Source organism: Leucobacter viscericola (assembly GCF_011299575.1).
Taxonomy (GTDB): Bacteria; Actinomycetota; Actinomycetes; order Actinomycetales; family Microbacteriaceae; genus Leucobacter; species Leucobacter viscericola.
This window is the reverse complement of the sequence record NZ_CP049863.1, coordinates 1,212,089-1,224,975: the sequence shown is the minus strand read 5'-3', so window position 1 is coordinate 1,224,975 and position 12,887 is coordinate 1,212,089. Positions and strand designations below refer to the sequence as shown.

Sequence of the window (12,887 nt, the reverse complement as noted above, 5' to 3'; positions counted from 1 at the left end):
GTGAGGGGAGGGATGGTTAGACAACCTGAATCGCCGTCGTCGCCGACTCGAACTGAACCGCCGCTGTTGGTCGTTTCTGTTTGCGTGTGAGCCCGGGAGAGATGAAGAACTTACCGATGACTGAGAACGAGAGCTCTAAGAGGATCGCCAGCGCCGCGAGCAGGATCGCGCCGCTTGCCATCTCGGCGTAGTCGTTGGCTGCGCGCCCATCGATAATGAACCGCCCGAGACCGTCGAGCGAGACGTACGCTGCGACCGTGGCCGTGGATACAACCTGCAGGGTCGCACCGCGAACACCGGAGAGCGCGAGGGGAAGCGCGCAGGGCATCTCGATCTTCCAGATGATTTCGCTCGTTGAGTAGCCCATGCCCCTGGCTGCGTCGATGACCGAGCGGTCGATCGCGCGGATCCCGCTCGCGACCCCACTGAGAATCGGAGGAACCGCGAGCAGCACCAACACGACAAGAGACGGAATGACAAACGCGAGGCTGTTGCTGATCTTGGGCGCGAGCAGCAGCACGAGCAAGATCAACAGGCCGAGTGTGGGGAGCGCGCGCATCGCGTTGACCGACCCCATGATGAGGCTCTCGCCCTTGCCGGTATGGCCAACATACATGCCGAGCGGCACCGCTATGAGTATGGCAATGACGAGCGTGATGGCCGAGTACACCAGGTGCATGAGCGTCTGAAACGGGATCGATCCCGGTCCCGACCAGTGCGCCGGATCTGTGAGCCAAGCAAAGATGTCCATCGTTACAGAGCTCCTTTCTGACCCCAGGGGGTCATCACCTTGCCGAGCAGCACCAGCAGTCGGTCAAGCACAAGCGCAAGGAGTAGACACGCGACGAGCCCCACGACGATCGGCACGTACAGGTGTCGGGTGAATCCCATGGTGAAGAGTGACCCCAGCTGCGCAATGCCGATGACCGCCGCCATCGTGACGATCGAGATGTTCGACACCACCACCACTCGCAAGCCGCTCAACACAGCCGGAATGGCAATGGGAAGCTGGATTTTGAAGAAGGTCTGCGCGCGAGTGAAGCCAATGCCGGTGGCGGCCTGCACCGCGTCGGGTGACACCGAGTCGAGCCCATCCGCGACCACTCTGGCGAGAAGCGCAACCGTGTAGATGACCAGCGCAACGACAATGTTCATCGGGTTGAGCACCTGCGTGCCCAGCAGCTTCGGCAGCAAGATGAAGAGCGCGAGCGAGGGGATCGTATAGAACAACCCCGTGCCACCAATGATGGTCGGGTACCACCTGCGATGTGTGAAGGCGAGGTAGCCCAGCGGGATCGATAGTACGAGGCCGATCACGGTGGGGAGCAGCGTGAGCCAGAGATGCGCGAGCGTGAGATCACCAATGAGCGTGAGGTTGTTTGTGATCCAATCAAGGTTCATGCGAGGGTTTCTTCCACCCGGAGCGATTGTGTCGCGCGCTGCACCACAAACTCGGAGGTGAGGGTTCCGAGGTACTGCTCGTTGCTGTCGATAACGATCGCTCGCCCATTGGGGCTCGCCAGTGAAGCGTCAAGAAGCTCCCGGAAGTTGCCGGTGGCCTGTTGCACCGTCACGGAGAGATCGATGTCTTCTACCCGAAGGTGTCGTTCTCCGGCGAGCGTCCACCCGAGCGGGCGATCACTGTCGTCGCAGGCAACCACCCATGAGTCGTGCAGGTGGGTCGGCGCGAGATCCCCGAGCCGCAGTGAGGGAGAGCTGTCGAGCAGAAGTGTCGAGATTTCCTCGAAGTTCAACGCGTGGTATCCGCGTGACTCCCCGAGGAAATCTGCCACAAACTGGCTTGCGGGGTGAGCGAGGATCTCCGAAGGGGAGCCGATCTGAGCCAGAACACCACCCTCTTGCAGCACCACGATCTGGTCGCCCAGCTTCAGCGCCTCGTCGATGTCGTGGGTCACCATCACAATGGTCTTCGCGAGGTTGGCCTGAATCTTGAGAAACTCCGCCTGGAGCTGCTTGCGCACAATTGGATCAACGGCGCTGAATGGTTCGTCCATCAGCATGAACGGAGGATCTGCTGCGAGGGCTCGGGCGACCCCGACCCTCTGCTGCTGGCCTCCCGACAGCTGCCAGGGGTAACGGTTGGCGTAACTTTCATCGAGGCCCACGAGGGTCAGCAGCTCAAGTGCACGCTCGCGGCTGGCCTTCTTCTCGCGTTTCTCAAGAAAGGGAACCGCGCAGACGTTGTCGAGCACCGTCTGGTGCGGGAAGAGCCCCGCATTCTGAATGACGTACCCGATCTTGCGCCGCATGCGAATTGTGTCTGTCTTGGCGTTGTCTTCGCCGTCGAGCAGGATCGATCCCGAACTCTGTTCGATGAGGCGATTCACCATGCGGAGGGTGGTCGTCTTTCCGCAGCCCGAAGGGCCAACTAGCACCGTGATTTTGCCGGTGGGGGCGGTGAACGACAGATTCGAAACTGCGGTGTGGCCGTTGTCGTAGGTCTTCACGACGTTCTTGAACTCAATCATGCTGACATCTTTGTCTTTCTATTTCACTGAACGATTTTTGCGTCTGGCTATCGTGCTTCTCGTATGCAAGTATTGCACCTAGCGAAAAAGTACATTTTCATAATGTAGCAAATGCTGGCGCTCGTCAAGCGATCCAGACATGTCTGAACAGGAAGCAACATGATCACCCTCCCCACACAGTTGACCGCGGAAGACGTGGTTTCGATCGCCAAGGGCGCACGAGTGCAGGTGTCAGCTCAGGCAAGAAAAAACATCGAAGCGCACTACGAAACAGCCAATAGGATCGCCGAGCAGCAACCCGTGTACGGCCGTTCAACCGGGGTTGGGGCGAACCGAACCGCATCCGCGGCAGCGGATCCTGAAACCCACGGCATGAACCTTTTGCGCAGCCATGCGGTAGATGCGGGACCGGCAGTCGGAGAAGAGCGAACTCGCGCGATGCTTGCGGTTCGGCTGAACCAGCTCTTGTACCCCGGTTCGGGCATAGCGCCCTCTGTGATTGACGGCCTCGAACGTATGCTCTCGGCCAATGCCCTGCCCGAAATTCGAAGGTACGGGGGCATCGGAACAGGCGACCTCCCCGCGCTGGCGAGCACCGCGCTCGCGCTGGCGGGAGAGCGCCCCACCAGTGCGACGTTTGAGCCGATTGGCCCGATACGTTCAGACAGTGCGCTTCCGTTCATGAGTTCCAGCGCTTTCACGCTCGGCGGTGCGGCTCTGATTTCAGCTCGCCTTGCGCGTGTGGTCAACGCCGCAATCGCTGCGTTTGTGCTTTCCGCCTGGGCGATTCAGGCCAACCCGTCCGCCTTTTCGCGGCAGGCAGCGACCGCCGTTGCGAGTCCCGACTCTGCGGAGAATGCGGCCCTTATCGCGGCTCTGCTCGGAGATACGGCGTGGGATCCCGCTCGCATTCAAGACCCGTTTGCGTTCAGGGGATTTCTGCCCATCATCAGCGTGCTTTCGAGCAGTGTTCACCGGCTATCGCAGGCGACAGAGACGTTGATGAATAGCGCTCAAGAGAACCCGCGCTTCTTCGAGGAGTCTGGCAGTGCGGTTCACCACGGCGCCTTTTTCGAGGCGTGGCTTGCGCACGAGCTTGACGCGACCGCGATGGGGCTTGCTCAGTCGGCACCCATGGTGCTCGCCAGACTGCGGTTTCTTAACGATGACGCCTTCACTGGGCTACCGAGATTCCTGGCACCGAGCCGTGGTGGTTCGTCGGGAACCATGGTGCTTGAGTATCTTGCGGCAAGCGCGATGGGGGAGGTGCTGGTCGGCGCAACTCCGGCGTCGACGCACAGCGCGGTGCTGTCTTGCGGCGTTGAAGAGGACGCCACCTTTGCGCCAACCGCGCTCGGCAAGCTTGAGCGGGCGGTTGAGGGGTACGAGGTGATGGTGGCGGCTGAGATTGTCACTGCGGTGCGCGCGCTCCGCCTCAAGGGGGTCACTGACGCCGCCGAATCGCAGGCGCTTGCCGCGCTGATGGAGCTTGTGCGGCAGCTGCCGTCGGGCGCCGAGGATCGGGATCTTCGAGTGGACATGGACGCTGCCAGAACACTGATCCCGGCGTTCGCCCGGGTGGTTTCGGGCCTTGCTGCCGACGTGCTGCCAGCTGATTGAACCCTAGAATGGGGAACCGGGGAGTCTCGATCGGTTCCCTCATGATGAGGAGGTCGGCGGTGCCCGAAGAAAATGAAGTCGCTTCGGTGGCTTCAGCCACAGCGCACGGACCCCAGTCGGTGCATCGTGCACTTGAGATTCTGACTCTGGTGGCCGAGCGTGAGCCCATTGGCCTGAGCGATCTCGCTCGCGCGAGCCAGTTGCCGGCTAGCACCGCAATGAGAATGCTGCGTGCGCTCGAGCAGTGGTCGTATGTCTGGCGCACCGACGATGGCAGGTACGCCCTCGGGTCGCGCTTTATTGACTCGCGCGTTCCCGCGGTGACCAGTCGCGACTCGAACCTTCTTGATCTCTCCGGGCCGGTTATGGCGAAGCTCACCGAAGAGACTCTGGAGTCGAGCTACCTCGCTATTCCCACTCCCTCGAACACCTGCACCTTTTTGCGAGAGGTGCAGAGCCCCCTACCGATTCGTCACGTTGGGTTCGACGGCTGGGTCGGGCGGACCGCGTCACTTGACCGTTCGGCGGCGGGAGAAGTGTTTGCCGAGCGGACACCCGAGACCGGATACGTCGTACGAGAAGCTGTTGATGACCCGGACGCGACGGTTGTTGCCGCCCCCGTGTTTGGCGAGGGCGGCACTATCATCGCAGCGCTGAGTGTTGCGGGCCCGACGTTTCGTATGAGTCCCGAGCGAGTCGAGCTGGCGGGTCGCGCCGTGACGCGGGCCGCCGATGCCCTCGCCGCTCTGGTCTCAGCCTAGGCCGGAACCTTCGCCGCCCCCACATACTCGGCGAGGTGCTCGCCGGTGATGGTGGACTTCGACGCAACGAGATCTTGCGGGGTGCCCTCGAAGACGACCGCGCCACCCTGCTGACCGGCACCCGGGCCGATGTCGATGATCCAGTCGGCGTGGGCCATGACGGCCTGGTGGTGCTCGATGACGATGACACTCTTGCCCGCATCGACCAGGCGGTCGAGCAGGCCGAGCAGCTGCTCGACGTCTGCGAGGTGCAGGCCCGTGGTGGGCTCGTCGAGCACGTAGACCTCGGCATCGTCGAGCATGTGGATCGCAAGCTTGAGGCGCTGGCGCTCACCGCCCGAGAGGGTCGAGAGGGGCTGCCCGAGGGTGAGGTATCCGAGCCCCACGTCGACGAGGCCGCTGAGAATCTTTACTGCCTTGGGAACCTTGGACTCTGCTGCGGCAAAGAAGTCGCGCGCGTCGGCCATGCTGAGGTCGAGCACCTCGGCGATGTTCTTGCCGCCGAGCTTGTACTCAAGCACCTCTGCCGCGAAGCGCTTGCCCTCGCAGACCTCGCAGGGGCTTTCCATCGTGGCCATCATGCCGAGGTCGGTGAAGATGATTCCCGCGCCCTTGCACTCGGGGCAGGCGCCCTCAGAGTTTGCGCTGAACAGAGCGGGCTTCACCCCGTTTGCCTTCGCAAATGCCGTGCGCACGGGGTCAAGCAGGCCCGTATAGGTTGCTGGATTCGAGCGGCGCGAACCCTTGATTGCGCCCTGGTCTACCGCGACAACCTCTTCTCGGCCCGACACGTTGCCGTGAATGAGCGAGCTCTTGCCCGAGCCGGCAACGCCGGTGATGACACACAGCACACCGAGCGGAATGTCGACGTCAACGTTCTTGAGGTTGTGCTGCTGTGCCCCGCGCACCTCGATCGTTCCGGTCGCGGCGCGTGTGCTGCTCTTCAGCTGTGCCCGATCGTCGAGGTGTTTGCCGGTGAGGGTGTCTGAGGCGCGCAGGTCTTCGACCGTGCCCTCAAAACAGATCTCTCCACCGTTGGCTCCGGCACGAGGTCCCAGATCTACAACGTGGTCGCCGATCGCGATCATCTCGGGTTTGTGCTCGACCACCAGCACGGTGTTGCCCTTGTCGCGCAGCTTGAGCAGCAGCTGGTTCATGCGCTGGATGTCGTGCGGGTGCAGGCCAATCGAGGGCTCATCGAACACGTAGGTTGCGTCGGTGATGCTTGAGCCCAGGTGGCGGATCATCTTTGTGCGCTGGGACTCACCACCCGACAGGGTGCCGGTCGGGCGATCGAGGCTCAGGTAGCCGAGACCGATCTGCACGAAGGAGTCGAGGGTGTCGAGCAGCTTCGCGATCAGCGGGGCCAGACCGGGATCTTCAATGCCACGAACCCACTCGGCGAGGTCTGAGATCTGCATCGCGCAGGCATCGGCGATGCTGACACCCTCGATCTTCGAGGATCGTGCGGTTTCGTTCAGGCGAGTGCCATCGCACCCGGGGCAGGCAGTGAACACAATCGCGCGATCCACAAAGGCGCGAATGTGGGACTGCATTGCCTCTTTGTCTTTCGACAGCATCGACTTCTGAATTCTGGGAATCAGGCCCTCGTAGGTGACGTTGACCCCGTCGGCTTTTACCTTGGTGGGTTCCTTATGAAGCAGTGTCTCAAGCTCGTCGGCGGTGAAGTCGCGGATCGCCTTGTCCATGGGCAGCATCACCGCAAAGATGCGACCGTACCAGCCGTCCATACTGAAGCCCGGCACCTTGAGAGCACCATCGGAGAGGGACTTCTCTGCGTCATACAGCTCGTCGAGGGCGAAGTCGCTGACGGTGCCGCGCCCCTCACACTCCGGGCACATTCCGCCCAGAATCTCGAAGCTGCGACGCTCCTTGATGGTCTTGCCGCCCTTCTCAAGGGTGACGGCACCGGCACCGCTGATCGAGGCCACGTTAAATGAGAACGCGTTGGGGGAGCCAATGCGAGGCGAGCCCAGCCGCGAGAACACGATGCGCAGCATGGCGTTCACATCGGTAGCGGTGCCGACCGTTGAGCGCGGGTTTGCCCCCATGCGCTCTTGATCCACAATGATTGCCGTGGTGAGCCCCTCGAGCACGTCGACGTCTGGTCGACTTTGGCTCGGCATGAAGCCCTGTACAAAGGCGCTGTAGGTCTCGTTAATCAGACGCTGCGATTCGGCCGCGATGGTCGCAAACACGAGAGAGCTCTTGCCCGATCCTGACACCCCGGTGAACACCGTGAGGCGCCGTTTGGGCAGATCGACGCTCACGTTTTTGAGATTGTGTTCGCGGGCGCCCTGCACGCGAATCCGGTCGTGGGAATCGGCGGGGTGGAGTGCAGCGACACCGGATGCCTGCTCGTGATTGCTCATGAGAAATAGGGTATCGCGGGCCACCGACAAAGGGGATTTGAACGGGCCGGAAAGACCCCGAATTGCTAGGCTCATGACATGGGTGAATCGGGGGTTCGGGCTCGAGTGAGCGAAGTGCGCCCGCTGCAGTTCGCCTCGGCACTCATCGTGTGTCTGGCCGCGCCCGCGTGGTTTGTGCTGCACTTGATCTGGCTCGGGATTGCGCTCGCCGCAGCCGGGCTGCTGCTTGCCTGGCTCTCAGTGCGTCGGGGCACGCCGCGCGAGTCTCAACACGAGCACCACATGGCAGAGGGAAAGCGGCCGCCCTCGCTGCTGCGGGACCTCTCGCTGATTGTGGTGGGGCTCGCCATCGTGCGACTCATTCCGCTCGCGGCGCACCTCGACAACTGGTCAATGGTGAAGTTCACGCTTGCGCTGGGCGGGGCTGTTATTGTGCCCTACCTGATCTCTCGATACATCTACAGGGATCGCGCGACGGGTTTTCCGTGGCGTGCCGGCGGGAAGTGGGGTCGGCTGCACTGGAGCTGGCTGCTGGCCGTGCTGGTTCTGGGGTGGCTGATTCTGCCCAGTTACTTTATTGGCTCGGGGGTCTATCAAAACTGGCCGGAGGTCACGAGCCCTGACCTTATTGCCCGGCTCTTTGTGGGAGTTGGTGCGGTCGGGATCTGGGACGAACTCTTTTTCATTTGCACGGTGTTTGCCCTGCTGCTGCGCCATTTTCCGGTGTGGCTCGCAAACGCGCTGCAGGCGGTCGTATTTGTGTCGTTTTTGTGGGAGCTCGGATACCGCGCGTGGGGTCCGCTGCTCACGATCCCATTCGCGCTCGTGCAGGGATACATTTTTCTGCGAACCCGCTCGCTCGGCTACGTCGTGACCGTGCACCTGCTCTTTGACGCCGTCGTGTTTGCGGTGCTTGTCCACGCCCACAACCCGGACCTGTTCAACATATTTCCGCTGCTCCCATAATCCACACTCGAATAGTCAAGCCCCAAAATCTAGCTAGCTTATCTAGTGAGTCTTCGATACGCTCGTTGCGTGACGAGCCACCCAGAATCCAGCAGCCAGACTCTTACGAGGCACGCCTCTGCCCCGCAGAGCGTTGACATTGAAGTCATCTCAAATGTCACCGATTTGCTGGTGCAGCGAGGCAACGATGCCCCGAATCACATCGCATTTGAACGACGCGAGCGAGAGGCGCCGCTCGACGAGCCGTGGACGCAGGTCACCACCCGGGAGTTCATGAACGAGGTGATGGCCCTTGCTAAGGGCATCATCGCCAGCGGTATAGATGCCGGTGACACCGTCGTAATTATGGCTCCTACGCAGTACCTGTGGGCCGTCGCCGACCAGGCCGCTCTGTTCGCCGGGGCTGTTGTTGTGCCGGTGTACGACACCGCTACCGTCCAACAGCTCAGTGTGATCGTTGCAGACGCACAGCCGAAACTGGCTTTTGTTGGGGCGGAGACTCACCGCGAGCGACTCACTCGGGCGATGACAGCGGCTGGGTTGGAACAAGATCCGTCTGCCCCCAACCAGGTGTGGGTCATGGATGACCGATCCGAACACTCGTTGCAGGGGCTGATCGAACGAGGGACCGACATCTCAGACCTCGAGCTGCAGGGCAGACGAGAGCACGCAACCCTCGACGATGTCGCAACCATCGTTTACACCTCGGGCACGACGGGAGACCCAAAGGGTGCCGTCATTACCCACCGCAACCTGGTGGGGCAGGTGATGAACACCGCTGCCGCCTACTCAGAGGTCGTCAAAGAGACCGGAAACACGATCCTCTTTTTGCCGCTCACTCACGTGCTGGGGCGAGCGCTTCAGCTCATCTGCATTGCGAACGGCATGCGGATCGCGCACCTTTCAGACCCCAAAGAGGTGGTGCAGGCGCTCGCGATCCTGAAGCCAACCTTTCTTGTTGTTGTGCCGAGGGTGCTCGAGAAGATCGAGGGGGCAGCGGCTGCCGCGGCCCGTGAGAAGCGAGTGCAGCCGCTGTGGCGGGCCGCGCATCGCGCCGCCGTCGCCTGGGGTGAGTTTCTCGAGGCGGCGGATCGGGATCACACGCTTCGGCCCCCGCTGTCGCTGCGTCTGCGTCGAGCAGCATTTGACCGCATCTTCTATCAGCGTCTTCGTGCGGTAATGGGTGGCCGCATCGAATACCTGCTCTCGGGAGCCGCGACCCTTCGCCCGGAACTCGCGCGGTTTTTCCGCGGCATTGGGGTGCCCGTGATCGAGGGATACGGCCTCACCGAAACCACCGCGCCACTCACGGGAGGGCGCCCGGGGTCTCTCGTTGCCGGATCTGTTGGCCCGCCGCTGCCGGGCAACTCGGTCAGGATCGCCGAGAACGGTGAGGTGCTCGCGCAGGGAGTGGGTGTGTTCGCCGGATACCGCAACCCCGCGCACAACGCTGACGCTTTTGTCGACGGTTACTTCCGCACCGGCGACCTCGGGTGGTTGAGCACCGACGGTTCGCTCACGCTGGTCGGTCGTTTGAAGCACGTGATCGTCACCTCCACCGGGCGAACCATCTCACCCGAGCACTGGGAGCAGGCGGTCGAAACACATCCGCTCGTGGCTCACGCCGTTCTTGTTGGCACTGATCGCCCGTTTCTCACCGGGCTGCTTGTTGTTGATGCGGAGGCGGTGACCGAGTGGTTTAGGGATCGCGGAGACGCCCCGCCCGCTGCCCTGCAACAGGCGGGGATAACGATCTGCCGGGACGGGCGCCTCACCGAGCAGCTCTCGGCCGCGGTTGACGCGGCCAACGCGGGCAGCCAGCCCTCGGAGCGGGTGAGCACGTGGGCCGCGATCTTTGTGGGGGAGAATCAACTCGCCGAGTTTGTCACCCCCACAATGAAGCTGAAACGGCAGGCGCTGCTGCAGCAAACAGGCGAAGTGATCGAAGAGTTGTATGCCTCACAGGGACACCGGGGATGAGGTCAGGGGAAATGGGGGAGAACGCTGTGACGCAAAAAGCTTTGGCGCAGAACAAAGAAATAAAGCGCTCGTTGGTGCTCATCGTGATCGCCATTGTGCTGGGGGTGCTGCTTGGGTTTGCGGGTAGCCATCACGGCTGGACGCTCGGCGGATCCAGTGCGCTCCCCGGCTTTGCGCTCGCCGTGATCGCCGCGTTTGTGGTGCAGTGGCTCGCCTACATTCCGGCGGCAATTGCCCAGACCGACCGCTACTTCGACGCGACGGGTGCACTCACCTATATCTCGGTCACGATTTTGCTGCTGGTGCTCTCGCCGGGACTGGATCCGCGCAGCATTATTCTCGGCGCTCTTGTGATTGTGTGGGCCGCTCGCCTTGGCAGCTTCTTGTTCATGCGCAATCGACGCTCGGGGCGCGACGATCGCTTCGACGAGATCAAGACCTCGAAGATTCGGTTCTTGGGTGTCTGGACCGTGCAGGGGTTGTGGGTAAGCCTCACGGCCGCCGCCGCGTGGATCTCCATCACGTCGTCTGAACGCGCCCCGCTCGACTGGACGACCTGGGTAGGGCTCGCCATCTGGGTGGTCGGTTTCGGCATTGAGGTGACGGCTGATCTGCAAAAGAACCGCTTCAAGGCCGATCCCGGAAACAAGGGTAAATTCATCCAGTCGGGGCTGTGGTCGGTCTCACGGCACCCCAATTACTTTGGTGAGATCTTGCTGTGGGTTGGAGTGCTCGTCATCGCGCTGCCAGCGCTGCAGGGTTGGCAGTGGATCGCACTGCTGTCGCCCGTGTTTGTGATCGTGCTGCTGACCAGGGTGAGCGGGATCCCGCTGCTCGAAGAGAAGGCGCAGCGAAAGTGGGGCGACGATCCCGAATACCAGGCCTATCGAGCCAGTACGTCGGTTCTTGTGCCTCTGCCGAAGTCGCGGCGAGGATCGCCGAGCCCCTCGAACACGAACTAACCTGCGAGCAGCGCGGCGATCCTGCGCACGGCGAACTCGTAACCCTGCACGCCGCAGCCAACGATGACGCAGCTCGCGATACCCGAAACGTAGGAGTGGTGGCGGAACTCTTCGCGCGCGTGCACGTTTGAGATGTGCACCTCGGCAACGGGCAGCGCTGCGGCAGAGAGGGCATCGCGCAGCACAACGGAGGTGTGTGTGAGCCCACCCGGGTTGATGATGATCGCGGCGCAGTCCTCACGCGCAGCGTGGATCGCGTCGATAAGCACACCCTCGTGGTTGCTCTGCACCGCACGCACTGACAGGCCAAACTCAGCGGCGACACGAGCGGTAAGCGCTTCGACGTCAGCGAGGGTTTCGGAACCGTACACCTCGGGCTCGCGGGTTCCGAGCATGTTGAGGTTCGGGCCATTCACCAACAGGATCTGCCTGGTCATTGTTTCGCCCCTACTCGTCTGTGCGCGGATACATCTAAGCGTATCCTCTTGGAGATGAGAAGAACCGCCAATACGGCGCTCATAGCTGTGGCCGCAAGATGATTCCGCTTAAGGGTTGACAGCCATGGTTATGATGCCGGGAGTCGACATATTTCCGAGCGAGTCCGAGACAACGTAGCTTCTGCTCCAGTCGACTGCCGTCGAGTAGGGTAACCAAACTGACAGTACGTGTGTGCTTGTGTCGAACGACATCGTAAGATCAACGTCTGACCCAAGAGGCCCTGCCGCTGGGAAGACAACCGAACTCTGAACGCCTGGGGTGCCTGGATCCAGGTCGAAAGTGGACCAATCGACAACTGCGTTCGGTGCAGTAGGTGTGAGACCGACGGTGTTCATGTCGAGAAAAAGGCGGTATCCGTCTGGGTCAAACTCGGCCTGAGTCATCACAACATCGACGCCCTGGAAAGGTGGAACTGGAATTGTGGGCAGACCAATCGATGCAACGTTTGATTCCTGTCCCGTGCTATCGCGAAGTGTGTAACTTGGTAATGCGCTAGGGGGAGAAGTGGTACTGACCGTTACAGTTAGCACCCCAGTGGAGGTCGGTGTGCCAAAGGAGTAGCCGCTCGGAACATTGGTCACAGCAAAAGTCGACCAGTCGATAACCGCGTCTTTATTGGTTGTCGAGATGGCGAGCTTTGAGAGATCTACCGTCAACTCGCATGAAGTGGCCCCGGCCTCGCAGGAACCAGTCCAGTCGGCGCCTGTGATATCGACGGCTGTTACCACGCCGGGTGTCGTAGGAGGTGGCGTAGTTGGCGGTGGCGTCGTTGATGGAGGTGTCGTTGGTGTCGCCGTTGGAGGGCACTGAGTCGCGGCGTTCGCCGCGGGAGGCGGTGTCATGATAGTGACTCCTCCTGCCAGTAGGCAGAGGGTTAGCAGTGCGATTCCGCCCTTAAGTTTGTGACGCGACACAATCACGTAGGCAGCGATACCTGCAATAACGAAAAGTATTCCTGCGGCGATGAGGGGCGAACCAGAAGAGCCTGTTTCTGCAAGCTGAGGGCAGTCCAAAATGGGCCTCCTTGACCATGAGACAAGCGAAGCCAGTGCTCCGTTGTGCGAACCGTTTGGGTAACTATACTTCAGTTAAACCTGGAAGTTTACATGTTAGGTAAATTTTAGGCTTTGCGATGTAAGCTCAGCAAGCTTGACATTTCTCGTCAATGCCTAGTGGGGACTGGGCTGAGAAATGCTGCGTGAGTGAGATCGGGGAATC

11 protein-coding genes are annotated in these 12,887 nt (G+C 61.4%); 5 read left to right on the top strand and 6 right to left on the bottom strand.

All coding sequences use genetic code 11. From position 1 onward, the window contains the following. Positions 1–16 precede the first annotated feature (16 nt). The 3 genes from G7068_RS05655 to G7068_RS05645 are packed head-to-tail and all read right to left on the bottom strand — an operon-like array spanning position 17 to position 2,489. Positions 17–751 carry an ABC transporter permease gene (locus G7068_RS05655; protein ID WP_205881357.1) on the bottom strand — a complete coding sequence of 245 codons (735 nt, stop codon included), beginning with the start codon at positions 749–751 and terminating at the stop codon, positions 17–19. Between the two features lie 2 nt (positions 752–753). After that, entirely contained in the window at positions 754–1,401 is a 648-nt protein-coding gene (locus tag G7068_RS05650; RefSeq protein ID WP_166290075.1) for an ABC transporter permease, read from the bottom strand. Then, on the bottom strand, positions 1,398–2,489 hold the full coding sequence (locus G7068_RS05645; protein WP_166290072.1) for an ABC transporter ATP-binding protein: 1,092 nt from the start codon (positions 2,487–2,489) through the stop codon (positions 1,398–1,400). The genes G7068_RS05650 and G7068_RS05645 overlap by 4 nt, the downstream gene beginning before the upstream one ends. Positions 2,490–2,648: 159 nt before the next feature. Here G7068_RS05645 and G7068_RS05640 point away from each other — a divergent pair, with 159 nt between their 5' ends. Together G7068_RS05640 and G7068_RS05635 are read left to right on the top strand one after the other, a co-directional pair. Continuing rightward, the gene (locus G7068_RS05640; RefSeq protein WP_166290069.1) at positions 2,649–4,109 is read left to right on the top strand and encodes an aromatic amino acid ammonia-lyase; all 1,461 of its coding nucleotides are present in this window, start codon (positions 2,649–2,651) and stop codon (positions 4,107–4,109) included. A gap of 59 nt (positions 4,110–4,168) precedes the next feature. Further along, positions 4,169–4,870, top strand: coding sequence for an IclR family transcriptional regulator (locus tag G7068_RS05635; RefSeq protein ID WP_166290066.1), 702 nt, complete (start codon positions 4,169–4,171; stop codon positions 4,868–4,870). Here the strand turns inward: G7068_RS05635 and G7068_RS05630 are convergent. After that, positions 4,867–7,263, bottom strand: a complete 2,397-nt coding sequence (locus G7068_RS05630; protein WP_166290063.1) for an ATP-binding cassette domain-containing protein — start codon at positions 7,261–7,263, stop codon at positions 4,867–4,869. The two genes, G7068_RS05635 and G7068_RS05630, sit on opposite strands and share 4 nt — an antisense overlap. 78 nt (positions 7,264–7,341) lie before the next feature. Between G7068_RS05630 and G7068_RS05625 the strand changes: the two genes are divergently transcribed. The 3 genes from G7068_RS05625 (at position 7,342) to G7068_RS05615 (ending at position 11,171) form a co-directional block, all read left to right on the top strand. Beyond that, entirely contained in the window at positions 7,342–8,229 is an 888-nt protein-coding gene (locus tag G7068_RS05625) for a CPBP family intramembrane glutamic endopeptidase (protein WP_166290060.1), read from the top strand. Between the two features lie 69 nt (positions 8,230–8,298). Next, entirely contained in the window at positions 8,299–10,209 is a 1,911-nt protein-coding gene (locus G7068_RS05620) for an AMP-dependent synthetase/ligase (protein ID WP_244304709.1), read from the top strand. A gap of 26 nt (positions 10,210–10,235) precedes the next feature. Beyond that, positions 10,236–11,171, top strand: a complete 936-nt coding sequence (locus tag G7068_RS05615; protein ID WP_244304707.1) for a DUF1295 domain-containing protein — start codon at positions 10,236–10,238, stop codon at positions 11,169–11,171. Here the strand turns inward: G7068_RS05615 and aroQ are convergent. Together aroQ and G7068_RS05605 are read right to left on the bottom strand one after the other, a co-directional pair. Further along, positions 11,168–11,608, bottom strand: a complete 441-nt coding sequence (aroQ, locus tag G7068_RS05610) for a type II 3-dehydroquinate dehydratase (RefSeq protein ID WP_166290054.1) — start codon at positions 11,606–11,608, stop codon at positions 11,168–11,170. The genes G7068_RS05615 and aroQ overlap by 4 nt on opposite strands. 108 nt (positions 11,609–11,716) lie before the next feature. Next, complete coding sequence (locus G7068_RS05605) at positions 11,717–12,511, bottom strand: hypothetical protein (RefSeq protein ID WP_166287118.1); 795 nt, start codon at positions 12,509–12,511, stop codon at positions 11,717–11,719. Between the last annotated feature and the right edge of the window lie 376 nt (positions 12,512–12,887).